Genomic DNA, 25549 nt, shown 5'->3' with positions numbered 1-25549 from the left:
AGTGAGAGTTTATGTGTTCGCGAAGTATAACGGTAGCGTCTGTCGTTATGATCCTGTGCTCTGGTAAGCCAAAATTCCCCGTTTCCAGATAAAATAAGCCACCCCAAAGGATATGAGGGCAACAATCGGTGTAAGATATGCGAAGTATGGATGAAATAGCAAACTCGATGACTTATTAAGAAAATAAGCCGAGGGATAAAAGTTGATAAAGGCAAATGGGATTATGAAGGTAAGGAAGTACTGTATAGGTTTACCGTATATGCTGACAGGATAAAGGATATACTGTTCATGAAATTGAAATGTTATGAAATTTAATGCCTGTAGATTAGGCACCCAGAATGAAACAGATGAAGTTGCTAAGTAGGCAGAAAGCTCTATCAGGAGCCCGCTAAAGACAACAACGAGGAGCATCAGTAGGTTGCTGAAGGTCCAACTTAACCCCAGAGATTTAGTTGCGATCGATAGAATTACAATACCACTTGAAAAATCCGTAATCCCATTCAGGAGGATGCTGTTGGTAATAAGGAGAAACAGCGGATTTACAGGTTTGAGCAGGAATCTATCAAATTCGCCTCGGACTATGTAATTGCTGAGTCCCCAATGAATCTCCGGCAGGAATAGGGTGAAGAGCCCATGTGAGAGAAGTCTTAACCCTACAAGAAAAGCAATCTCTCCAAATGTCCATTCTATGAGTGTCTGAAATCTGTTCAAAACTATCCATATCAACCCAAGATTTCCCAATTGAAGAATCGAAATGTGGAATATACTCATTACAAAATTGATTCTGTATTCCATCTGGGCTTTCAGGTTAAGTTTAAAAAAATTAAGGAAAAGTTTTATGTAAAACATCATCCCCTAGCCTCCATGTGTCATAAGATTACGTCTTGATTTCAGCCATAAAAGGCGGCTCCCCACATACAGCACTCCTATCCAGATTAGTTGTAGGGAGATTGCGCGCAAACCCTCAATACTTTTTATTTTTCCTATATATATAGAAAGGGGAACATGGTATATGGACGCGAAGGGAAAATAAGAGAGAACATTTCTTGCCCACTCTGGGAAGAACCAGAGCGGTATAAACGCCCCTGAAAGCAGAGCTATAATGAGCCGAGTTAATCCACTCACACTTTGATTTTGAGTCGTCCAGAAGGAAACTAAGGATACCATAAAGTCTACCAAAAAAGTGAGAAGATAACTTAGACTCAGGCTAACCGCAAAGAGAGCTAGCATCCCTGAACTATCAGGGAGAGAAATATTAAAGATGAAGATAGCTAATATGAAGATAGGGACTGCAAAAATCACGTTAAAAAGGAGTCGCCCGAATGAATGCGAAAAGAGATAAAGTTGGAAATCCGTTGGTTTCATCATGTCCATTACGATTTCACCCGTTCTCACTCGATTTGACATCCAGAGAGCCAAGTATACATTAAGAATGCCGATGAAATTTATGATACCTCCCATGATGGCACTCATTATGGTGTATGTGATCATTGATTGGAATGAGATGCCTTGTACATCGGTTGAGTTAGCATAGAGTGCCTTCCAAAACATGTAAAGGAGGTAGAAACTCATAAATATTCCCACAAACCTTATCAAAAGTTCGCCTCTGTAGGCTATCCGTTCTTGAAATGACTTCTTACAAACTTCAAGATACGCTCTCATGTAATTTTCCTTCCTCATATACATCCCGGATGATCCCATCGAGAGAAATATCCTCTATTGTGAGGTCCAATACTGGATACTTGCCAGCGATTTCAGATATCAAATCGTTGGCGGCAAATCTTTTTCTATCAAATTTTATAGATGCCCTGATCCCTTCTAATCGGACTTCTAGTGCTCCATCAACTTCCAATTGATCAGGTGGTTCCTTAAAGTCAATTAGAAGTGTGCTTTCCGTCCCAAACCTTCTTCTGATTTCATCTATGGAACCATCGTAGATGACCTTGCCATAGTCAATTATCATTATCCGGTTGCAAAGTGCTTCTATGTCCGACAGATCATGGGTTGTGAGAATAACTGTTGTTTTTCTTTCGATGTTTATCTCCTTGATAAATTGTCTAATTCTTTCCTTGACAACAACATCAAGCCCAATTGTGGGCTCATCCAAATAGAGTATGTCGGGGTTATGAAGAAGTGAGGCTGCAATATCTCCCCGCATCCGCTGCCCTAAAGATAATAATCTGACGGGGATGTTAATAAACTCCTCTATATCAAGAAGTTCTGCGAAAAGTGCAATGTTGTCCTTATATATTTTTTCTGGCACTCTGTATATGTGCCTGAGAAGTTCAAAGGACTCTATAAGTGGAAGATCCCACCAGAGTTGCGTCCTCTGTCCGAAGACCACGCCGATATGCATTAAGTTCTGCCTCCTGTCCTTTGTCGGAACAAGACCACATACTTCAATTACCCCGCTTGTTGGGTATAGAATGCCTGTAAGCATTTTTATCGTCGTGGACTTTCCCGCACCATTAGGTCCAACGTATCCGACGATTTCTCCTTGATCAATACCAAAGGATACGCCATCTACAGCATTTACAGTGGTATATTCCTTTGTAAAAAGGGTCTGAATTGAGCCGATGAAGCCTTTTTTACGTTTATAAGTTTTAAACGTTTTGTATAGATCATTTATTTTTATAACTTGCATTATTCATTTTCCTTCCTCCGTTGAAGTCGGCGCGACAATTTTCATGTCACGCGGATGGAAGTAATCTAATATTTTTGGAATGATATCGATCACCGAAACTTCGTTCTCTGGTTAATCTATGAATAATAAGTTCGTATCTATCAGAGGGTATGTCTGACCATTCAAGACAGTCAGCGTTAATTCAAGTTCATCTTTATTATTGTGGGTTGGGGTGATAATACTTACATCAATGCTCATGAGGACTTGCTCATCCTTTTACGAATATTTTTATTAGACAAAACCTCTCTGTTTCGCAACCTCTACAAGAGTTAATACATCATGAATGTTCTCACTATACCTCCGTTTCTGGTGTACCTATGAGACCCTGATAACGTTCGGTAGAAACTTGCCGATCTATGCATTTGATATTTCATATCCCATTCAACTTAGCCGGTGTAGTGCCGAGTTATTTGCTATTACCAACACTATTCACGTGGGATCGAAACTGTGTTGGGAACAATAATCTCTCCAGCAATGATTTTTGTCCTCAACGCTTCAACGGTGGCTACGACATCGTCTGAGAGCAGCGGTTGGTTGTGTTCATCAACAGTATAACTGACCCCACCATCTTCGAGTCCGAAGTATCGGATGCCTGCCATAAATCTATCCTCAACAGTCTCACGGATGACTCTCTGCACAGAAGCAGAGAGTTCTTTAACCATACTCGTCAGGACGATGCCGGGAGCGAGATGATTACCATTGGCATCAACCCAAATGATATATTTTTGTTTCGCTTGGGCGGCTTCAAGCACTCCGTGACCGGATCCACCCGCAGCGACATAAATCACATCAACACCACTCTCATATTGCGCCAACGCGATCTGCTTTGCCTTATCCGGTTGACTGAACCCGGTTGGACTCTTGCTGATATATCCTATGGAGATATCGGCATCCGGATTGATAACCTGAATCCCAGCGACATAACCAGCTTCAAATTCGTGAATCAAAGGCATATCCGCACCGCCAACAAAGCCGATTTTGCCGCTTTTCGTTTTCAATGCCGCAATTGCGCCGACCAGAAATGAGCCTTCATTCGCCTTATAATTGACAGAAACGACATTTGGAATATCAAGAACAGCATCAAAGATTGCGAATTTGACATCGGGAAATTCGGTGGCAATGCGAGCAATCTGCTCTCGCAGTTGGCACCCCGATGCTAAAACAAGGTTCGAGTTCCGTGCAGATTCTCTTATGACGCTTTCTGATACTACTGAGTTACTCTCCATTCCATTAACCTCTATGAGGCTAATTCCAAGCTCTGCTTCCATGGTTTTTAAACCGATATGGAAACTATCACAATAACTAGACGGTGCGATGGGTCTGATATGTGCAATTCTTCGCATGATGTTCTGGGTTAGATTGGCAGATAGTTGGAAACTGTCTAATGCCTCTCGAATTATAGGCTCCTCCTTCTTCAAACGTTGGCGCGCCCGACTCAGCCGACTCTTAATCGTATTTGCAGATACTCCCAAAAATTTGCTAATTTCTTCACACGTCATCTCTCCAAAGTAATACAGGGTCATCACAGTGCGTTCGCTCTCCTGTAACTTGGCAAGCAACTGTTTAACCAATGTTTGCTGTGCCTCAGTCTCGGTTTTTGCTTGTTCGTCTGCTACATATCGGGAATATGCTGCTTCTCCCTTCATTGCCATGTTAATGCCCTCCACTAATCGGACATGCAATCGATTTTTGCGGGACCATGCAATGCAGCGATGGTGTGTAATCACATACAACCACCCTGGAAACCGATCTGGTTCTCTCAGGGTTGCCAGATCTCTATAAACTTGCAGAAAGGTTTCCTGCGTAATATCTTCAGCGATGTGAAAATCGCCGACTTTATGCCATGCAAGTGTGTGCACATGTTTACGATATTTTTTCACGAGCATAGTGAAGGCGGTTTCGTCGCCTGCAAGCGTGCGGCGAATTAATTCGGCATCATTACCTCTCATCAGGCACCTCCAAGCGTAGATTTTCAAAGTGAGATTCAAATCAATATATAATGGCGCGCGTTAAGGGAAAATGGTTGCATAATTCTGCAGAAAAGGAGAGGATTGTGGGAAGATAGAGAAAATTATCAATATTGTTAGTGTTCAGTGAATTTTATAGTAAAACCCGCAATTACTTGGACATTGACAGGGGCGAGATTAGATGCCTTGACAGCGATGAGGGTTTGCTCCGCTGAACAATTGTTTACATATTTTCGGGCTTTACTATAACCGCGAGAAAGGGAATGAAGGACTCTAAAAAAAGCTATAGCAATCTGCTCTATGCCAATTTGCCGCGCAGTAGCGGGTTGTCTTTCATCACCTCGCCATCGCGATTCCGCGTACCAGATGGCATGTAATGGATAGCCATCGCCCGACGATCTCGGGGTGAGCGGTTCGGATTCGTTTGGTGGAGGGTCATGCAGTGATGGACCATCACGCATCCGGCTTTAACTGGCACTGGCACAGCACGATCCACATCAGCATCCACCTCCAACAACGCTGGCAACTTACCTTTCTCTGACTCAGCACGTCCGTGCGCTGCCAATCCTTCCAGATAACTGCCGGGGATAACGTTCATACAACCGTTCTCCTCGTCGGCATCATCGAGTGCTAACCAGATGCTCACAAGATCCGGCGGGACACACTGCCAATATGCGTTGTCCTGATGCCAATAGACTTCACCGCCGTGATGGGCGGGTTTGTAGAGCGCCTGATCATGAAATAACTGGATATTGGCTCCGATTAAACTCTCAACGATATCTAACAGCGGTTCGTGGTAGAGCAACTTCCGATATTCCTCATCGAGTCGCCACATCTCCATAATCTGTAGCATTTCTTCTTCACGATCGGCATCTTCATCGCTTTCCGAGTCGCCGACGACTGCGAGGTTCCGCAACCCTTCGCCGATGGTGCCGCGTCTCTGTGAAAATTGGGTGTCGTAATGTTCGCGTAGCACGGTAAGGTGTTCGTCATCAATGACGCGTCCGTCGATTTTGAGATAGCCTTGGCGTTTGAATTGTTCAACCTTTTGGGACGTAAGTTTCATAACACTGCTCCTTATAGTAGATTATAAAAATACATAGACATTCAGCAATTTGATTGTAGACCTAATCGTTTCTTGAGTCAGATTCAGGTCTTTCTGCCTTTAGGTTCGTCAGACTCACCAAAACATACATAAAACAGCCCAATATAAAGCCAAATAACAAAGAAAGTGGCAACATATCAAACATCATCCGCAAATCCCATTCTCTTTCTGTCAAAGCCTCCCACACCGCGAAAGCCACCCACATGCCTCCACCGAAGTAGATGGTGCCTTTTAAAAACAAATTTATGGACTTTATGGTGGACTTTATGGACTTTGCTCGAATTGCTCGAATCAAGGGGCGTTCACGAACATTTGCCAATCTTTCCTTTTGTTTTTTAGTCTCTTTTTCAAGCCATCCTATGAGACAGGCCGATACAAAGCCTGCAAACACCCACATTGGCAAACTTTCGAGCATCGTTTTCAAATCCCATTCCCTTCCCCTCCAAACGTTCCGCACAACCTCTAAAATCACCCCCGTCACCGCCACGGATACACCCACGGATACATCGCCTATCCAACCCATCGAATGTATGGACGTTGCTGAGATCAGGGGACGTTCAAGGACCTTCGCCAATCTTTCTTTTTCTTTTTCTATCCATCTATGGCGAAAAAACCGAACGGGGAAATACCACAGCGGGAAAGTAATCGCCAATATAGCGAGACTAAAAATATTCCATAGGCAAGGAATTATTTGATGACAGCTTGGACAAACCAAGCCAAACCAATGTCCAAAGGCATTTCCTTTTGTTGCCCACAAACGGCGGTCATTCAGCGTCTCACAGTGCGGACACGGAATGTAAGTGCGTTCCTCCAGCGGTTTATCACTCTCTTTGTCAATCAAGGTGACTTTGGGGACTCGTTGTCCAAAAATTAGTTCGTTGAACATAAATGCTGGGAACAATACCCAGAGTAAATTAAGGGGGTGAGGCAGTGCCTGTATTTTGAATCTGTTTTTGTCGTATCGCATCGGGTTCATCTCCACGTTAAATGGTTGCTTGTCTCAAGGGATTTCATATATTCAGTTTGATTTTTTTATTGTTTTGCAGGGTTTTGGTGGTATCCGTTCAACCTGGGGGAAATCCGCAGAAACACCCTATCAATACGCAGAAATACCCAAGCAAAAACACCCCAAGCAAATACCCCAAGCAAAAACACCTACTGAATTGTTCAACCTCTTGTGGTGTAAGTTTCATAGCACAGCTCCTTATAGTAGATTTTCAGTCAGATTCAGGTCTTCTGCCCTTTAGATTCGTCAGATTCACCAAAACATGCATGAAACAGCCCATCACAAAGCCAAATAACAACCAAAGCGGCAATATATCAAACATCATCCGTAAACCCCATTCTCTTCCGTTCCAAACGTCCCACACCGCGAAAGCCACCCACATGCCTCCACCGAAGTAGAAGGTGCCTTTTAAAAACCACCTCATGGACTTTATGGTGGACTTTATGGACTTTGCTCGAATTGCTCGAATCAAGGGGCGTTCAGGAACATTTGCCAATCTTTCCTTTTCCTTTTCAATTTCTTTTTGAAGCCAGTTCATGAAATAGCCTGCTAACAAACAAAATGGCAAAATTTTGAGCATCGTTTTCAAATCCCATTCCCATACGTTCCACACAACCTCGATAATCACCCACGTCCCCCACATAGATATACCGCAAACGACACCTATCGAAAGCGAATCTATTATGGACGTTGCTTGGAGCAGGGGACGTTCAAGGGCCTTCGCCAATCTCTCTTTTTCTTTCTCTATCCATTTATGGCGAAAAAAACGAACAGGAAAATACCACAGCGGGAAAGTAATCGCCAATATGGCGAGACTAAAAATGTTCCATAGGCAAGGAATTATTTGATGACAGCTTGGACAAACCAAGCCAAACCAACGTCCATGTCCAAAGGCACTTCCTTTTGTTGACCACAAACGGCGGTCATTCAGCGTCTCACAGTGCGGGCAGGGAACGTAAGAGCGTTCCTCCGGCGGTTTATCACTCTCTTTGTCAATCAAGGTGACTTTTGGGAGTCGTTGTCCGAAAATCAGCTCGTTGAACATAAATGCTGGGAACAATACCCAGAGTAAAGTAAAGGGGTGAGGTAGTGCCCATATTTTGAATCTGTTTTTGTCGTATTGCATCGGGTTTATCTCCATGGTGAACGGTTACTTGTCTCAAAGAATTTCATATATTCAGTTCTGACTTCAGTTTCAATCTACATCAGATTCTTCAAGAATTTTCTGATATGTCCGCGATGCTACGTTGTATGCTTCGCGAGCGGCCTCGCGTTCTTCTTCTCGGATGCGATTGACCTTCTGGTTCCAGCAGACCTCCACAGCCTCCAAGCACCATTGCGCACTTCTGCGACTTGCGCGGATCGGTTTACCGTCTACAATGACAAAAACCGGATTCGTATGGGACGATGGGAAGATACGGAGCGCGACCCAGCTCGATCTGTCGATAGATGTCTCAAATTGAACGGGGACGACTTCACCATCAGCGACAATTTCTTGCGTCTCAACTGCCTGACCGTTGACAATGAGTTCAACAGGCACCTTCTGGCTTTCCGCAATGCGGGCACGCTCAACGTCCCAATACGGCTGTTGATCCAAAGCGCGGTTCTTTATCTCAAGGTTAGGCGTTTCGTTAAGTCGTGCAGCGACGCGAGCCGTGATCGTTACCGTGCTGGGTGCTTCCAAATTCAACTGGCTAAGCTCTCCAGTGGGTGTCTTTTCCCCAACGGGTACGCCACCGACGGTAAAGTCTAACAGATGACTTTTACCATCTCCAACATAGGAACGCCCATCTTTCAATCCTGCTGCCCACGCGTCAAAATTGAGAGGACCGGCAGGCATTTTCACATAGATACGACCTAACCCGACGCGCTCGCCGTAGATACAGGGAAAATCCGTCTCACCACTGATTCGCGTACGGAACCCACAATTCAGTGTGTGATACCAGATATTCAGTTCCCAAACAGACGGTGTGTCTACCGTAGAGATGAAATCAACGGCATCATGAACAACATCGACGATGTATTCGTTTGCACCGATGCCATCGAAAGGTGGCATGTTGTAATTGGGGAGTTCGTCGCCATCCACTTTCAAACCCCAACCGCTGTGGCTGAAGCCTGTTACCGCGCCCTGTTCCTTTGCCCACTGGAGGACGGGGAGGTCCCAACTGGGCCACTCTTCAATCCGTTCAACACCTTTGTAGTCATCTTCAGTCAACCCCAGTAATGAGAGATGTCCAGCGTGTGAGGAGGGAAACCCCGAAACTTCTACATCGTAGCGCATCACGTAATCATCGGTTGAGAGTTCGTGAACCTTGCCATCAAAAAACTGCTTCTGAAAATACCAGCAGGGACCCCACGAGAGCACACACCCTACATTGAGGTCTTCTCCGAGAATGTGGCGCATCATATCTTCAGGCGTAACACCTTCGGTGGGACTTTCGTAGTGTGCGCAACCCGCGGCGTGTACATGATGGTCGCCAGAACGCCAACCTTCTGCTGCAATATGGATCCATCTTTCGAGATGAAAGGTCTCTTGATGCGTCTCAGCATTCGGCACGGTAACGGCTTGGGTTTTTACTTTATATTCCGGTCCCCGCGTGTATTCGACAGTATAGTTGCCCGGTGGCAGGAGGACGGATTCGCCACTATGCCGATAGATTTGGTTATGAAAGAAGAAATCCGGTGCGAGTCTGCGTCCACGCGAGGGATACACCCGGTTCAACTCGTCGCGAATGATAAAAGCCGCGGTTGTAGACTTTCCGTCGAAGTCAAACACTTCCAAGGTTACCTTTACCGCTGGCACACAATCAAATAGGATCGGCACTTCACCGCGGAAGCCGATGTCCTGCGTCCCTTGACCGACGTTGAAACCCAACGTTGCTTCTCGTTTGCCCGCATCACGGCTGTAGAGTTGAATGACACGATACTCCAGTTCTAATCCCGATAGACCAGCTTTCAAAGGTGGATTGGAATAGACTGCAATATCCAGAAACCGATGTGGAATTTCGCTTTTAGGGACAGTCATCTCCGGGTCAGGACTTCCAGTGGAACGTTTATAAAGCGGTGCGGCGTTTTCACTCTCTGCTGCTAACGGTGCCGTCACACCCGCCTCATTGTGTGCCTTGACTAAAAAGGTCCGCCAACCCTGTTGCATCAGTTCTTTCTTTACGGGGCCTTCTTTAACCTTCACACGACTCTCAGGATTGATATTGACACCAGCCAAACAGTGCGGATCAAGAATTTTTTGAATGTCAATAACTGCTTGTTTATGGTCTTCCGACACCAACGCTTTCTCAATTGCTGAAAGGTCGTCCTCAGACAGCGGTGAACCGAGATAATCCAACGCCTCAATAAGCCGCTGTGTTGCTGCTGCTAAAGGTTGAAATTCCACCTCAGTGACGAGTCCCAACTCATCGGTGAAACCTACGGAAATAAAAACTGAGAGCAACATCCAACCAATAAGCAGGCAACGAAATTGGCTGCTTATTCTCTTTCCCATGATGGTCTTATATTGACGATTTATCAACTGTCGCACGGGCTATTCCTCCTAACGGCTTGAAAACGGATAGCAATTTGCGGGATCATTCGTATTGATCAACAATTGTATCACAAATTTAGGGCGTGTCAATCGGAAAAGATTTGTAGGCAGGAATATTAAGTTTTCTGGATGAGGTCCATTAAAGTCTTTACGTACGCAGTTGTGGATTTGTGCAAGAGTGCAACTCTCTCTTCAGGAATAGGTCCGCTATCCTCTTCAACACACAGGTCGGATATGATGCGGATGCCAACATATTTGACGTTATTAATCGCACAGACATCTACAATCGCCGAGGACTCCCAATTGACTGCGACGGCTCCACTCTCTTTGGCAATCCTGTTCCTCACCTCACGATTATATATGTCCATATCACCGCAAATCACAGAGGATTTTGTAATCGTAGCATTGGGATTGGTTGATAGCGTCGTTGCAAATTTACTTATTGACGATGCAGAAGTCTGAAACAAACGTTCTCGCCACGTCTCTTGTTCACGCTGAATTTCAGGTCTATTTGGCACGTCATGTTCAGAGACACCGGTAATTACTACAATGTCTCCGATATTCAAGGTATCGACTAAACCCCCTGCAAATCCGAACTCAAAGAAGGTCTCTACTTGATACATGTCTATTATCATCTGGCACATCGACGCTGCACGCACTTTGCCCATGCCCGACTGCATGACGACCCATTTTGTGTCTCCATCTATCCATTCAAACTGCAGTCTACTGTTCCAATCAACTGAATCACCAACACCCTGCCCCAAGACGTTGAGAAGTGCCAAGGTTTCATCGGCGTAAGCTGTCATGATACATAGTTTTACGCTCACGAATTTCGCTCCGTAATTATAATTATAGTTGGCGAAGTTAGGACAGAAATACCCAAGCAAAAACACCTCGCCCAGCATGGGAGAAGCCCAAACCTCTTGTTTTCATACTAATTGCTCTATTTTTGAAATTCACAATAACTTTCATATCGAGACTGTGAAATGTCTCCTTTCTTCAACGCTATCTCCACTGCACAACCGTTCTCATAAATATGCGTGCAGGCACCTTTTGTACAATGCTCTCGAAGCGAATTCATCTCTGGAAAATAGCGGTCCATTAAGCGAGGCTCGATGTCGTAAAAGTGCAACTCGCGAAGCCCCGGCGTATCGGCGATAAAACCACCAAAATCCAATCTGTAAAGTTGGGTTGCAGCAGTCGTGTGCCTTCCGCCTCGTTTCGGATTCACTGTGTTCGTCTTCAATTTCAAACCGGGCTGGATAGCATTCAAGAGCGAGGATTTTCCAACGCCTGACAACCCAGAGACCACAGAAGTCCTCCCTTTCATCCACGCTTTCAAACCCTCGATTCCTTCACCGGTTGTTGCACTCGTAACGATGGCTGGATAACCGATTTTCTCGTAAAGTGTGACCATCGCGTTCACTTCTGAACGGTTTTCAAGCATATCAATTTTATTAAAACAGACAAGCGGCTCAATCCCCGATGCTTCGGCGATAACAAGGAATTTGTCCAGCATTCGCTGCCAGATCGGTGGCTCTTTTACGGAAGAAACAATGACAAGTCCATCAAGATTCGGAATGAGAATGACCCCTTTAGATTGTGTTCCCTTGCGTTTATATTGACGCTTGCGACGCATAACGGCTGCAATGACACCATGCCTTTCATCAATTACTTGAATTTTGACGCGATCCCCGACATAGACCTGCTGATTTCTGCTAAACGCATCTCGTTTTCCGCGTAGCGAACATTGATATTGATTCACATCACACTGTACAAGATAAACACCATTGCTCGCACGCATCACAACACCTTCGGGAAGTCCAACCAATTTTTCGTTATCAAAGAGATAGCCTGTCCGTTTGAGAAGTTCCTCGTCCGGTATAATTCGAGCGGTTTTGATGGCACTGAGATGCTTGACCCTATTTTTGACAAGCATTTTCTCTGATTTGAGTAGCAGTGCGACAACGACAGGTTTGTCCGTGTCGTTATCAAGTGCATTCTCCGCATCTCGAATCGCTGGATTCATGCCAAGATACACCTTGCGATAGGCGACACGCTCCCGCCAATCAAAAGCTGAGTAATCACCTTCAACAATTTTTTGTGCTTCTATTAAAGTTGTGCCTGCGTAAACAGACATTGCCATAGGTTTCAATTACCTTTGTTTTGCCTACTCCAAATCACCGCAAATTTTCGCGAATAGTTTGAAGATAAGTTCGTTAAAACTCTGATAAAAGGTAGTAATCTTTTACCTACATACAATTTTGGATGCACTTTAGGCGGCATTACGTGAACGTTTCAAGGTTCTTTCGCTGCAACGAACCTGACTTTTGTAAAGAGTCAAAGGATACACAATCCGTCTCTGTGTGTCAAGAAAAAATTAGACTGATTTTTCTTGACGTGTTTTAGGAAATTGGTTATTCTTTTACCGAGTGAACAATTGAGCGAATGCGGTAAAAGGACCTATTGAATCATTTTATTCAGGACAAGGAGAATACAGATGAAGACGTATCGTGCCGCTGTTATCGGTTGCAGCCGGATGGGTGCATTTATTGATAACGAAGTCCCCGACTATGAAGCGATTAAGCTACCTTATTCCCATGCTGCAGGCTTTTTTGCTGAAGAACGAACTGACCTTGTCGCGTGTGCTGATCTGCGTCCAGAAGTCATGGAACATTTCGGCAACCGATATAACGTCCCAAAAGCGAATCAATACACCGATTATCGTGAGATGCTTGAAAAGGAACAGCCGGATATCGTCAGTGTTGCCACACAACCCGAGCATCGCGCAGAAATTGTTGTTTACGCAGCGGAGCACGGTGTGAAAGCCATCTATGCGGAAAAGGCGATGGCAGCTTCTATGGATGAAGCCGCAGCAATGGTATCTGCAGTAGAAAAAAACGGGGTCGCCTTTAATCTTGGCACAAATCGCCGATGGCATACAGGTTTTGACAAGATGAAGGAGATTATCGACAGTGGTGAAATCGGTAAACTCCGAACCTTGATCATTTATTCAAACGCTACACTTTTCAACTCAGCCAGCCATCATCTTGACCTAATTTTACGTCTGAATAGCGATGCGGCTGCGAGTTGGGTTACAGGTTATCTTCCACAAGGCGATTCGGTTTTTGATGGGAATGAACTGCGATCCGATCCCTCCGGAGGCGGAACAATCCAGTTTGAAAACGGTGTGATGGCACATGCGCTGCTAACGCCACGGGGTAGTGAATGGGAAGCGATTTGTGATGGCGGAACCGTTACGTGCTGGAACAACGGTTGGCAGTGGCATCTCCGTAAACGGCAAGATGTACCGGGGTGGCGGACATGTCAGGTCCCTGAAACCTTCCCTGAATTTGAACGCACTAGTAGCACAGCAAATTTGGTTAAAGACCTTGTTCACGCGTTAGATACTGGGGAACCGACCCGCGGCGGTGTCCGGTGCGCGTATGCCAGCACAGAACTGATTTTTGGCATAATTGAATCACATTTACACAACGGCGCACGTATTGACCTGCCGTTGAAAGACTCGAAAGTCCGTTTACAAAGAAATCCGACAGCAAGACAACCTCGGATAGAGTAATCATTTCAATACACTTATCCGAGGAGATTTTCGTCTGATTCTCTCAGATTGATACAGAATATGGGAAGTTCACGGTTGGGGATACTGGCAGACTTCCTTGTGCTGACCAACAAGCCGCCCGCTGAGCGATAAAATCGTTCAGCGTTCGGATCCCCTTGAATAATCATTTTACTATATCCGAGGTGCCGTGCTTCTTGTTGGGCGTGCATCATTAACTTTCGTCCGTAGCCTCTTCCAATAAAATCCGGCTCAACAAATAGAAGACTCAACTCTACTTCGGCAGCAGAGATGCGTTCTAAGGAATAGAACCCTACTGTGTTTTCTGCAGCTTCAATCACAAAAGTAGGGTTGTTCTCAATATAACACTCGTCAATCGTAAGCTCTTCAAGGCATGCTTTCATAAATTGATCGGAATAGCCCCAATATGACTTGGAGCGGAAGGCAAGTCCACTCAAGTGATCAACTTCACTCGGTAAAGCTTGTCGAATTTTCCATTTCTGTGTATTAGACACAGTTCATCTCTCCTTTATGTAAGGACGAGGTAACCTCGCCCCTACAGGCGCGAGGGATGCGCGCCGAATATCATTTAACTCTTTGGCACTGAAGACACCCGCTTGGTAGAGGTTCCGATATTCTTCAGAAACGCTCTGACCGAATATCATTAGGTCATCTGTGTTAATCGTCACCGGCACGCCGTGGTCAAATAAGATACGGATGGGATGCGAGACGAGATCGGGCACAGCGTCTAACATCACGTTACTTGTTGGACATACATTCAATTGGACCTGATTCTCGGAAAGCCAACGCATGACTTCAACCGATTCCGCGGCACCGATACCGTGTTGGACTTCGTCTAAGTCAAGGACTTCGACCGTTCGCCGGACCTCTTCTGCCCCGCCAAACTCACCAACGTGTGCCTTTAGTTTCATTCCTGCTGCGCGTACTTTGGCATACAAGGACTTCACGGCTTCAGGTGCACACGCCTCTTGATGGCTATACAGATCCATCGACTGAAATATGTCTAATTCTATTGCTTCGTGTGCCGATTTCATCCATTTTGGGTCGTCAGCACACTCCCGCGCAAAGCCGAGTTCTGGGCGCAAATCAACCTTCTCTCTATACTGTTCAACTAACGCTTCAATAAATGAACGAAGTTCGGTTAACCCACCTGGATAAAATTTAAGCAACCGGATATCGAAACTCATTTCAAGTATAACAACACCATCTTGGATCGCATCGTTTATCGCTGACACCGCGATGAACTCAAAACCTTGGCGGTGGTCTAAGTGAGGTGCTAAGGCCTCGTCTATGTACGCATGCATCCCCTCAAGTCCTTCCATTTTGAGCGGCGGTTTAGTTAGGGGGTGTCCGAGCCAATGCACTGCATTCTCTCGACGCGTGCTTAAGAAAGAATGGCAGTGAACATCCGTTTTAGCGGCTGCTTTTATAGCGGTTAAGTTATCTGTGGAGAGTGCTTTAACAAATTCCATATATGTGATACAAATTAAGTGAGAGTGTGTCATGAATAAAGTTGCGAAGTGTCAGGATAACGGGCATCTTCATTGCGTCTGAAGGAAAATAGATGTTCTCTATTCTTCGCCAAGTGAGATATGAAAGATCCCTCGCTCATTAATGGCAGTATAGAGTCGATTGTTAATGACGGCGAGAGAAATAATTTCACCTAAAACTTCCGAAGAAATCTGCTTCCATTTGCCAAGGTTATCCAAACGGTAGATCCCGGCATCACCAGCACCATAAACTGTTATACCATCCATAGCAAATCTGTTGATGACGGAACGTTCTCCCAAGTTATCAGTTATCACGCGCCAGTGTTCGCCGGTTTTTGAAGTCAAGACCCCTGCGTCTGTTGCGACATAAATCGTTGAACCTACAAAGAGGATATCGTTGAAATGCGTAAAGCGAAGGGGCAGACTTAGCGTAATGTCTTTCCAGTTTTTTCCGCTATCCAGCGATTGAAACAGTTGACCATCTCGCTTACCGACATAAACGGTTGCTTCTGAAACTGCTACCTCGAAACCATTTTTTATTTCCGCGTTAGGTTGCTTATCTGTGTTCATCAATCCAGTATCCATCCATTTGGGATCACCTAATTTCCATTTGAAAAGTCTTTGTCCGTATTCAGCATAGAGGACATTATTACAGACGACAATCGCTTTGATTTTCACCTCTTTTTCAGGCAGAGGAGATAACGATTCATGATCATACGTAGAAAAGTTTTGAACTGGAATGAGCATATTGCCATCTACAGATAAACGGTAAATTCGCAAGATGTGCCTTTCAGGCGAAACGAAATAAAGTATGTTACCGTCAACCATCAACTTTGAATCGAAAGAAGCATAGACACGTAACCTGTCCTGTTTTAAGGGTTCAGACGTAGCCCCCTCCGTAGCAAACTCCCCGGCAATCGAAAGTTTTTTCCAAGTCCCACCTTCATCTGTTGATTGATAAACTTCATAGCCGGTGTGCGCGTATAATCTGTTATTGAAAACAACCAGGTTGTTTGTCCTTGTTCCGACTATTCCATCCATAAATAGATGCCACGATTTACCGCTATCAGTTGTGCGATGAATGCCCGATGCCCCAGCTTTGTAAAATGTCGTCTCGTTCACTGCTACGGCTGGAAGGCTGTTAATCATGGGCATATCCGTTTCAATGCCGAACTCTGTCCACGTATGCCCACCATCTGTCGAACGAGATTGTGTAACTCCCAAAGCTAAGATCGTTTCACCGGCAGCTAAAACCGTTATACCCGATGCACTTGCCTTCGAGTCAGGTTTATCTATATGCATTATTTCGGTCCATGACGCTCCCAAGTCAGCCGAATGAAAAACCCTGACTGAATGTAACTCGCTTTTCGGCACCGCTTGCCCTACCTCTATTGGCGTGAATCCCAATAGATCGGGACCCGTTTCAGTATGAAGATTATTATTAAAGACTGCCAAGGAATAGACAGCTTGTGACGCACCCACCGGCAACTTTTTCCAAATATCTGAATCGAGATGGGGCAGATCGGGTCCCGTTGCAACATAAACATTATTATTAAAGACTGCCAAGGAATAGACAGCTTGTGACGCACCCACCGGCAACTTTTTCCAAATATCTGAATCGAGATGGTAGAGGCCGCGGTTCGTGCCAACAAACACTATTTCTCCAACAGTCGCTATGGTAGAAATCCTTTCGTTTCTCAGTCCCTCAGTGAGGGGATCCCATTTTATGCCACCATCTGTAGAACGGAAAACCCCTTTATCTTGAAGTGCAAGATACATCGTCATAGGTGCCTGCGGCACATCTGGGATGATGAGCCCAATAGCATACCCTTTGGGTCGAGAACTCACCGAATTCCATGTCTCGCCTCTATCATCTGAAGTAAATATCGCATCAACCGAGACAATATAAAGGGAACCTTCATGTGCTGCCATCGGCATGAAAGATTTGTCAATCGGGATATTTGCGTTGATGCGTGTCCATGCGGCCGCACCTACTGCAAACCTGTACAGCCCTGTTGGTGAAACAGCATACAGGGTACCTTCAGTGCCAGCGAAGATATTGCGGACATGTCCCCCTGGTGGTGCATTCCCTTGTATCCATTGTGCGCTGGAAAACTTAGCGGAATCGTCTTGTGCATTAGAGGTTGAAGCGTTCTCAAAAGTTTGCAAACTTGCCCCCGTGCTTTTGTCTGAGGACATGGCGCGTCCGACCTGATTTCGCACATCGGGTTTCGAGTCAACATCAAAAACGACAGGTGCCTCAATGATTTCAATCGTAGGTTCAGATCGCGCCTCAAAGTTATAGGGTCTCTGAAAACGGTTAAGATATCGGCTGCTGACCCCGAGCATCAATATAATCACGACCACGGCTGTGCCGAAGGCACTCCACGGCAGCAACGGTTTTCCAGCTGGCGAGGGTGTAGGTTTCATATCAGCGATTTGCTGCTTGATGCTCTCACTTAAACGCGCTGGTATCTGCCTGCCGCCGAGGACCTCTTTGATAAGATGTTCTTGGTCATCTTGTAAACGCTTTCGGGCGCGCTGAAGCCGACTCGTAATCGTGTTCACGGACACCCCTAAGAATCTGCCAATCTCTTTGGTCGTCATCTCACCGAGGTAATAGAGGGTGGCGACAGTTTGCTCACTCTCTGGAAGTTTGGCGAGGAGTTTTTTGGCGAGTTCAAGGCGATGCTCGCTAGCTGCTGTTTTACGTCGTTCAGATTCATAATGTGTATACGAGGCATCCTCGATTTCTTCCATGGGCGTGTCCTCTAAGGATTGTATGGCAGATTTCTGTTTTTGAAGCCAATTGATACAAAGCCGGTTTGCGATGACATACAGCCATCCAGCAAATTGGTGAGGCTTCTTGAGCGTCGAGAGGTTTTGATATGCGCGAAGGAACGTGTCTTGGGTTACCTCTTCAGCGTAGTGAAAATCACGGATTTTCCGCCAAGCGAGGGCGTGAACACTCTTTTGGTACTTTCGTACCAAAACATCAAATGCTTCATCATCGCCTGCCAACGTATCCTGAATGAGTTGAGCATCATTTCCTCTTTCCACTGGAAACCCTCCTAAATGTAACTTTGAGTGTCCGCATTGAATAATAGGTTTAAGGTTTATAAAGTGAACTACCAACTAAAGGCAATTTTTGTAAACAATTGGTTGATTGTCGCTTCGGCGTGTTGATCTCCGTAGACAATGTATAACACAAGATTTTCGACAAAAGTATATTTAAAGACGGCATTGAAATTTGGCTTATGTTTACGCGCTGAACGCAGCCGAACCGTTACCCACCTTTCCGCTCCGATTTCAAGATTCATACTTGCGCGGAGAGAAAAATTTCGAGTCTTATGCCCGTCTGGAAAAGTCTGCCAGAGGTTTTCACCTTCAATACCGAGCGACAAAAAACGGAACGGGATTAAGTTCATCGCCGTCGTGACAAATGTTGCCGTGGCACCCTCAAACTCGCCATGTTGGTAGACGACAAAAATACGGTCAGGTCTCTGACGGTTATACGTTGTCTGCGCTGCAACCACCCAATTTGAGTATATATCGTAAGACCAGTTTCTGTAGAAAAACCCTGTCTCTATCTTTTCTCCCAAATCAAAACCGATCAGTTGAAAATGGTGACCTCGTGTTTTTTCGCCAGCTTGATCCCACGTCACAGATTGGACAGATTCAAATTTGATAGCTCGCAAAAACCCTTTCTCAACGGGCCACTGGTACACGCCCCAAAAACTGGGTTGCCGGACATCTGTGAGTCGAACGTATCCATTGACAGGATTAAAGCCTCCCGAAAAATCGCGATAGGCGAGACTTAGAATCGGATTACCTTTACGCTTTACTTCCGCGATGAAAGCACGAGTGTTCTCCTTATGTGGTTCCCAATTTCCGGCATAGGATGTCACAAAGTTCAGTGCCCTCGGTAAACGAATGGAGCCATCAAAGGCGACGGATCTGTTATATGTCCCCGGTATCTCTTTCGAGGCAAAAAAGAGCCCAAACGAAGATGCGTTGCCTGCGTCCCAAAGTCCGCGCAGTAAAACGTTATGACTCTCATCGTTTTTCTCCTTGACATTCATCAATCCGTATGTTGCTTTTCCAGTTTTACCGATGAGTTTCGCCCCGTAAGCCATTTCACCAATACGACGACTATAAAAAAGCGCGATGGGTGCTCTAAAGATTCGTCCGTCTTCTTGAAAGAAGGGACGTCGGTCAGTTAAGCGTTGCTCCAGATCAGATAAAACGATCCCTTGAACTTCTGACTCAATGTGGCTGAAGTCGGGATTCACTGTGCCAATAAAAGAGGTACTGGTTGTCAGCTTATAGACGACATCACCGCCGATAGCCGCTGCGAATCGCGTTGAGAGGTCTTCGGTTGTTGAAAAATCCTCGGCTTTACCGGAGAAATACCCGCCGAGTTGAAATTTTCTTCCAGCGTCCTTCGGATTGAATTCAAGGTTCGTCAACGTCCCGAATTGATTCGCGTCAGAAACGTTAACACCCGTGTCCGCCCAAATACTGGTCCGATCAAGACTTTGATGGCGGCGCACGAGGTTAAGTCCCCAGGTCTGTTTGGCAGACTGAGGCAAATCAAGCATCTCAAACGGAATTTTCATCTCAACTGTCCACACAGACGGTTCTACGATTGCAGCGGCAAACCATTCGCCATCCCAACCTAAGTCATCTTGTTTCTCGTCCCGTTGTATGCCAAGTGGACTCACAGCAAAGCAATAAGAACGACGGCGGTCATGATGTGTATCAAGATATACGGCAACATGGTCCTCATATTGAAAACTCCCATCCCTTCGCGTCTGATTTGCAATTATGGATGCTTCTTTCTGAACACAACGAAAACTGACATAGAGTGCTTCGTCATCAAATCCCAGAAATACCTCGGTTCTGTTAGGAACAGTTGTTTCCAACTCCGCGATTTTGAATGCGTCGATTCCTGTCACGCGCTGCCAACACTCATCATCAAGTTTACCATCAATCGCGGGAGAGGTGTGGAATTTAATAGCTTCTATCGTCTGAGACTCGGCAGCGAGATTCACTGCAAGGAAAAAAGCTATAGAACTCAGTAAAACTGTCCACGATCGAATGATGATATTTACATTAACGCTCATGAATATCTGCTCCTTTTTCGTATATTTTGCACAGGATATAACCAGTTTGTTTTTTTTACGACTTACGCAATTTTCTTAGGAATAGCGACTACTACACGCCGTTGGCGAGGTTCCTATCGGAAACCCCCAAGCAAAACACCTCGCCAGCGAGGGAGCTGCGTAAGTCCTGTTTTTAATTTTTGTAAGTGTTTCTTACAATAGTCGATGTATCATGAACTTTCTACTCGACTTCCGTTTCTGTTGAATCTAAGACGGATTTGAATTGCTCACGATATAATTGGCTATAGAGTTTGCCGGACGCTAACAAGTCAGAATGATTTCCAACTTCAACGATCTGTCCCTGATCCATAACGACAATCTGGTCTGCATCCCGAATTGTAGAGAGGCGGTGAGCAATGACAAAGGTCGTCCGCTGTTTCATGACATTTTGGAGTGCCTCTTGGATAAGTGCCTCGGATTGTGAGTCCAGTGCACTTGTCGCTTCATCTAAAATTAAAATTTTTGGATTTTTCAGGATTGCCATGGCAATGGCGACACGCTGTTTTTGACCACCAGACAACTTAAAACCGCGTTCACCGATCTGTGTCTCGTACCCCTCCGGTAGAGACACAATGAACTCATGTATGTTAGCCGCTCGAGCTGCGGCGTAAACTTCCTCGTCTGTTGCTGAGGAGCACCCATAACGGATATTATCTTTGATACTCACATCAAATAAAACCGGTTCTTGTGCTACAATTCCAATCTGCTGTCTTAGGAATTTCAAGTCTAAAGTTTGCAAATCATGTCCATCAAGCAGAAGATGCCCGGCATTAGGTTCATACAAGCGAGGAATTAGATTCGTCAGTGTGGTTTTGCCAGAACCCGAAGGACCAACAAGCGCGACATTGCAACCTGGGGGGACATCCAAATTGATGTCTTTGAGAACCTCAATCTCTTCATAGGCAAAACGCACAGACTGAAACTGAATGTGCCCTGCTACATCATCAAGTTTTTTCTTTTCCAAATCTTGTGCTTCGCCATGTTCATCCGTTAAATCAAGAACTTGGAAAAGACGCTGGAGTACCGCTTTGGTAGCGGCGAGTCCAAGGTGGAAGTGGAGTATACGATATACAGGCGCAGACAAGTACTCAAGATACGCCGAGAAGGCGACCAACTCACCAATCGTCAATCGACTCTTTAAGACTTCCATACCGCCAAAACAGATAATCGCGATGGGTTGAATTCTCACCACGAACTGACTAATGTTACCCGCAATCGATTCCAAAACCGAAACCTTCGCTTGCGCGAAAAGCAATCCCTTTGATTCCCGAAAGAAGGAACGGTTATGATGTTTCTCCGCCGAAAAGCACTTTACCAGTCGAACCGCTGACAATGTCTGCTGCACATACGAAAGGGTTGCCGCTGTCGCTTCTTGTCTCTTCAGGGTTGCTTTATGAAAATGCGGTCGAAAGTAGACGTAAGTGAGACCATTAAGGGGCACAACGATCAGTGCAATCAGTGCCAACCTCCAATTGAAGTAAAACATTATAGAGATTATGGCAACTGCTGACAAAGTGTCTGTAAAGAAATGAAGGACATTATATGTTGCACTCGTCAGAATTGCATCTACATCGTTAATGATCATGGAACCATATTCCCCTGTTTGCCTTTTGGTGAGACTCGGCATCGGAAGACGCAAGAGATGTTGGAAAAAACGATTCCGAAAATCAAGTAGGATCCGCCTTGTTGTATAGATGTAGAATCGGTCCCGTATTAGAGAAAGTAGAACATACACACAGATAGAACCAACACCTCCAAGGCAAACGATCCAAAGCAATTTTTGGTCTTGTTGCGTAATGGCTCTGTCTATCACTAATTTTGTAAAAAGAGGTATCAGCAGCGAGAAACCCACCATTGCAGTCATGCACAACATGGTCTTAACAATTTGGGGCCAGTATGGGAAAACACCTTTTAAAAATCGCTTTCCGACAGCCTTCGGATTCTCTGTTGACATTTTTTTAGACTCCCTATTTCTTTCAACTTCCACAGGTAGATAGAGTCGCGCCTCCATACATCAGATGTCAATTTCTGAAATTCAAAATACAATCTGTTTGCACCATCAAGCCTTTAATTATTAAAGACAAAATTTCGGGATGGAAAACGTGCATTATAAAAAAAAAGAAAAAATCTGGATTTTTTGGAAGCGTTCCATGAGATAAGTTCGCAGCACACAATAAATTGCCGCCCGCGTGTATTGTGGCAAAACAAAAGGGCACGTTAGGGTTGCGTTCTGGAATACAGTCGTAAGTTCTGGAAATTTCTGAACTGTGCAAAAAAAAGACCTTATGCTACCAGGATCGGTGTGCATAAGGCTTCAACGGAATTTAAAATGAAAAATGACGATTTTCAATCCATAGTTCAGTTATCCGTTTGCGCGCACACCCCCCACAAGCAATTAGGTCGCTTATTATGCCAACGTTTAAACATGCTATGCAAGCTGGAGTGTGAGCGTAAAAGGGTCATTTTTCTCGTTTTTCAACAACGGTTAATAACCGCTAAATATTGGATTTATCCACGTTAGATTTTAGATACTAATGTTAATGATACGACATCTACCTTGCATTGTCAAATTTTCATTTGTAGTAAAGCTCATAATTACCTTTACACCAACGGAATGGCGAGGTTCCTAATTAACCGAGACAAGGGACGGACGCGCGCCGAACATCATTCAACTCTTCAGCACTGAAAACACCCGCTTGGTAGAGATTCCGATACTCTTCAGAAACGCTCTGACCGAATATCATCAGGTCGTCTGTGTTAATCGTCACCGGCACACCGTTATCAAATAAGACGCGGATGGGATGTGAGGCGAGATCCGGGACACCGTCCAACATCACGTTGCTCGTTGGACAGACGTTCAACTGAATTTGATGCTCGGAAAGCCAACGCATGATTTCAACCGATTCTGCAGCAGCAATACCGTGTTGGACCTCGTCCAAGTCAAGGACTTCGACCGTCCGTCGGATTTCCTCAGCGTCTTCAAATTCTCCGACATGTGCTTTCAGCTTCATTCCGGCTGCGCGTGCCTTTGTAAACAACGACTTCATAACCTCTGGCGGACACACCTCTTGACGACTATACAAATCAATCGACTGAAAAAAACCTAATTCCACCGCTTCGTGTGCTAACGCCATTAGCTTGGGGTCGTCAGCATCTCCACGTGAAAAGCCAAGCTCTGGACGTAGGTCTGCCTGCGCTTGATACCGCTCAACTAACGCTTCAATAAAGGTACGAAGTTCCGTTAATCCATTGGAATAGAATTCTGCCAGTCGGATGTCAAAGCTCATCTCAAGCATCACAATGCCATCTTGGATTGCATCATTCATTGCCGACACAGCGACGAACTCAAAACCTTCACGGTGTTTTATGTGGGGTGCTAAGACAGCGTCTGCGTATTCCATCATCCCCTCAACGCCTTTCATTTTCAGCGGCGGTTTGGTTAGCGGATGTCCGAGCCAGCGTTCTACACTTTCCCGTCGTGCACTGAAGAACGCATGACAGTGAACATCCGTTTTAGGAGATGCCTTTATAGCGGTTAAATCATCTGTGGAGAGTGCTTCAACAAAATCAATAGACATAATATCAGATTTAGAGTATTCAGTTATCAGTTGTCAGTGAGTGTCGCGACTGGGAGGTCGCTTATAGCAGAAAGAATCCACGATGGGAAAACTAAAATTATAGATTAGCAATGTCGCCCCTCCTTGTATATTCGATGATACGCAGGTATTCACCATACACGCGACCTCTGGATACTTCGTGCTGATACCAATCCGCTTTGGATACTTTGACACCTTCATATTCAGCAAGATATGTAACAGGCGAAAGCGTTTGAGAAGGGAAGAATTTCCGCAAGGTTCGCAGGCAGCGACCACTGTGGTGCGCCTTGCATAGAAACGCGATACTCTCAGGAGAAATATCATGTTTTTCTAAGACATCAAGACTGAAGGCAACATCTTCAAGTGTGTTTGTTGATCTGTCTTGAACGAAGATCAGCTCTGATGGAACACCGCGTGCCATGAGTTCATCGCGCATGATGTGTGCTACAGGTTTGCCTGTTTCGGAATAGAGTCGTCCACTCAAACCGGTGACTATGACTTTAGGAAAACGTTTCTGCTGACAATCACGCGCCACGGATTCCAAAACCTCACCATCAATCGTAGAAGTTCCAAAGATGAATAGGAGATCGGCTGCTGGATGAAGATCAGACGTAACAAATACAGTTTGTGTGATACCCTCAATCTCCACTGTCGACAAATCTTCCACCGTCACTTCCCTTGGGATAGAGTGATTTTTGAGATAACCCTCACAGTTGTTGGGCGATGGTGTCATCATTTCCTCCCTTAACCAAACTGATAGGTCATATTATACTATCAATAAGACTGGATAAATCAAAAATCTTTCGGCATCGAGGAAATGTATGGGCACTTCCGGCTACTTTTGTCACCCAATCCCAAGGCCACGTCTCAATAAACCATGTCGCCCAAATTGGCTTTAACCCGGCTGTAGCCGCGCCGTTCAACTCATCGCTCCCGCCGTCACCAACGAAAATCACAGCATCGGTTTCGATGTCCAGACGATCACACGCGAGTTGATAAATTGCGGGATCCGGTTTCGCTATTCCTTCCATACATGAGAAAATTGGTACATCAACCTGTTCGGAAAGTGGCGAGGATTCCCATGCTGCAATTTCATCATAAGTACAATTAGAGATCACCCCGATGCGATAGCCTGTCCTTTTGAGTGTTTTCAGCATTTCAATAATCCGGGGATCAATTCGTTCAAAGGGCCTCGCCTTTGCTGCTAACCGCTCAGCCTGCATCAAAGAAATTTCATCTTCTGGTGGTACAACCTGGCAGGCGCGACAGATTTCCCGCAGCAGGCTACTGTAATCGTGGAGCTTGCCAGTCATACACGCGTGGTAGTGGACAGCCCGTTCTCGATCAAAAGCGTCCTGAGTTACCCCCAGCCTCTTGTACGGCGGAACTTTGGAATGCCGC

At 45.3% G+C, this 25549-nt stretch carries 19 protein-coding genes; 2 read left to right on the top strand and 17 right to left on the bottom strand.

Translation table 11 applies throughout. The features are described from left to right. Positions 1-45: 45 nt before the first annotated feature. Entirely contained in the window at positions 46-795 is a 750-nt protein-coding gene (locus OXH00_12425) for an ABC-2 family transporter protein (GenBank protein MCY3741818.1), read from the bottom strand. Positions 796-1366: 571 nt separating this feature from the next. On the opposite strand from OXH00_12425, the gene OXH00_12420 reads away from it, so the two are divergent. Beyond that, positions 1367-1534 carry a hypothetical protein gene (locus OXH00_12420; protein ID MCY3741817.1) on the top strand — a complete coding sequence of 56 codons (168 nt, stop codon included), beginning with the start codon at positions 1367-1369 and terminating at the stop codon, positions 1532-1534. A 111-nt stretch (positions 1535-1645) separates the two neighbouring features. Here OXH00_12420 and OXH00_12415 read toward each other — a convergent pair whose 3' ends face one another. The 8 genes from OXH00_12415 to rsgA all read right to left on the bottom strand — a co-directional run bounded on the left by OXH00_12415 (position 1646) and on the right by rsgA (position 12445). Then, positions 1646-2644, bottom strand: coding sequence for an ATP-binding cassette domain-containing protein (locus OXH00_12415; GenBank protein MCY3741816.1), 999 nt, complete (start codon positions 2642-2644; stop codon positions 1646-1648). Between the two features lie 464 nt (positions 2645-3108). Further along, positions 3109-4632 (bottom strand): sigma-70 family RNA polymerase sigma factor, encoded by a 1524-nt coding sequence (locus OXH00_12410; GenBank protein MCY3741815.1) that lies wholly within the window; start codon positions 4630-4632, stop codon positions 3109-3111. Positions 4633-4948: 316 nt separating this feature from the next. Next, a complete protein-coding gene (locus tag OXH00_12405) occupies positions 4949-5716 on the bottom strand; it encodes a phytanoyl-CoA dioxygenase family protein (protein ID MCY3741814.1) in 768 nt (255 codons plus the stop codon). 61 nt (positions 5717-5777) lie between these two features. After that, positions 5778-6722, bottom strand: coding sequence for a hypothetical protein (locus tag OXH00_12400; protein ID MCY3741813.1), 945 nt, complete (start codon positions 6720-6722; stop codon positions 5778-5780). Positions 6723-6972: 250 nt separating this feature from the next. Beyond that, positions 6973-7887 (bottom strand): hypothetical protein, encoded by a 915-nt coding sequence (locus OXH00_12395; GenBank protein ID MCY3741812.1) that lies wholly within the window; start codon positions 7885-7887, stop codon positions 6973-6975. 69 nt (positions 7888-7956) lie between these two features. Next, positions 7957-10212, bottom strand: a complete 2256-nt coding sequence (locus tag OXH00_12390; protein ID MCY3741811.1) for a CehA/McbA family metallohydrolase — start codon at positions 10210-10212, stop codon at positions 7957-7959. Between the two features lie 203 nt (positions 10213-10415). Then, complete coding sequence (locus tag OXH00_12385; protein MCY3741810.1) at positions 10416-11126, bottom strand: 5'-methylthioadenosine/S-adenosylhomocysteine nucleosidase; 711 nt, start codon at positions 11124-11126, stop codon at positions 10416-10418. 116 nt (positions 11127-11242) lie between these two features. Continuing rightward, complete coding sequence (gene rsgA / locus OXH00_12380) at positions 11243-12445, bottom strand: ribosome small subunit-dependent GTPase A (protein ID MCY3741809.1); 1203 nt, start codon at positions 12443-12445, stop codon at positions 11243-11245. A 354-nt stretch (positions 12446-12799) separates the two neighbouring features. On the opposite strand from rsgA, the gene OXH00_12375 reads away from it, so the two are divergent. Then, complete coding sequence (locus tag OXH00_12375) at positions 12800-13879, top strand: Gfo/Idh/MocA family oxidoreductase (GenBank protein ID MCY3741808.1); 1080 nt, start codon at positions 12800-12802, stop codon at positions 13877-13879. Positions 13880-13893: 14 nt separating this feature from the next. Here the strand turns inward: OXH00_12375 and OXH00_12370 are convergent, their stop codons facing one another. From OXH00_12370 to OXH00_12335, 8 genes are all read right to left on the bottom strand, one after another. Beyond that, the gene (locus OXH00_12370; protein ID MCY3741807.1) at positions 13894-14391 is read right to left on the bottom strand and encodes a GNAT family N-acetyltransferase; all 498 of its coding nucleotides are present in this window, start codon (positions 14389-14391) and stop codon (positions 13894-13896) included. Positions 14392-14394: 3 nt separating this feature from the next. Continuing rightward, a complete protein-coding gene (locus OXH00_12365) occupies positions 14395-15369 on the bottom strand; it encodes a hypothetical protein (GenBank protein ID MCY3741806.1) in 975 nt (324 codons plus the stop codon). 99 nt (positions 15370-15468) lie between these two features. Then, complete coding sequence (locus OXH00_12360) at positions 15469-18447, bottom strand: sigma-70 family RNA polymerase sigma factor (GenBank protein MCY3741805.1); 2979 nt, start codon at positions 18445-18447, stop codon at positions 15469-15471. A 68-nt stretch (positions 18448-18515) separates the two neighbouring features. Further along, complete coding sequence (locus OXH00_12355) at positions 18516-20513, bottom strand: DUF5916 domain-containing protein (protein MCY3741804.1); 1998 nt, start codon at positions 20511-20513, stop codon at positions 18516-18518. 220 nt (positions 20514-20733) lie between these two features. Then, positions 20734-22506: an ABC transporter ATP-binding protein gene (locus tag OXH00_12350; GenBank protein MCY3741803.1), complete on the bottom strand. Its 1773-nt coding sequence runs from the start codon at positions 22504-22506 to the stop codon at positions 20734-20736. A 676-nt stretch (positions 22507-23182) separates the two neighbouring features. After that, positions 23183-24130, bottom strand: coding sequence for an adenosine deaminase (locus tag OXH00_12345; protein ID MCY3741802.1), 948 nt, complete (start codon positions 24128-24130; stop codon positions 23183-23185). Positions 24131-24227: 97 nt separating this feature from the next. After that, a complete protein-coding gene (locus tag OXH00_12340; protein MCY3741801.1) occupies positions 24228-24815 on the bottom strand; it encodes a YdcF family protein in 588 nt (195 codons plus the stop codon). Between the two features lie 94 nt (positions 24816-24909). Further along, on the bottom strand, positions 24910-25549 hold a 640-nt coding region (locus OXH00_12335; GenBank protein MCY3741800.1), incomplete at its 5' end, for an HAD-IA family hydrolase.

It is taken from the genome of Candidatus Poribacteria bacterium, from assembly GCA_026706025.1.
Lineage (GTDB): Bacteria > Poribacteria > WGA-4E > WGA-4E > WGA-3G > WGA-3G.
Note: the sequence above shows the minus strand (reverse complement) of the source record. Positions and strands in the feature narration are given on the sequence as shown.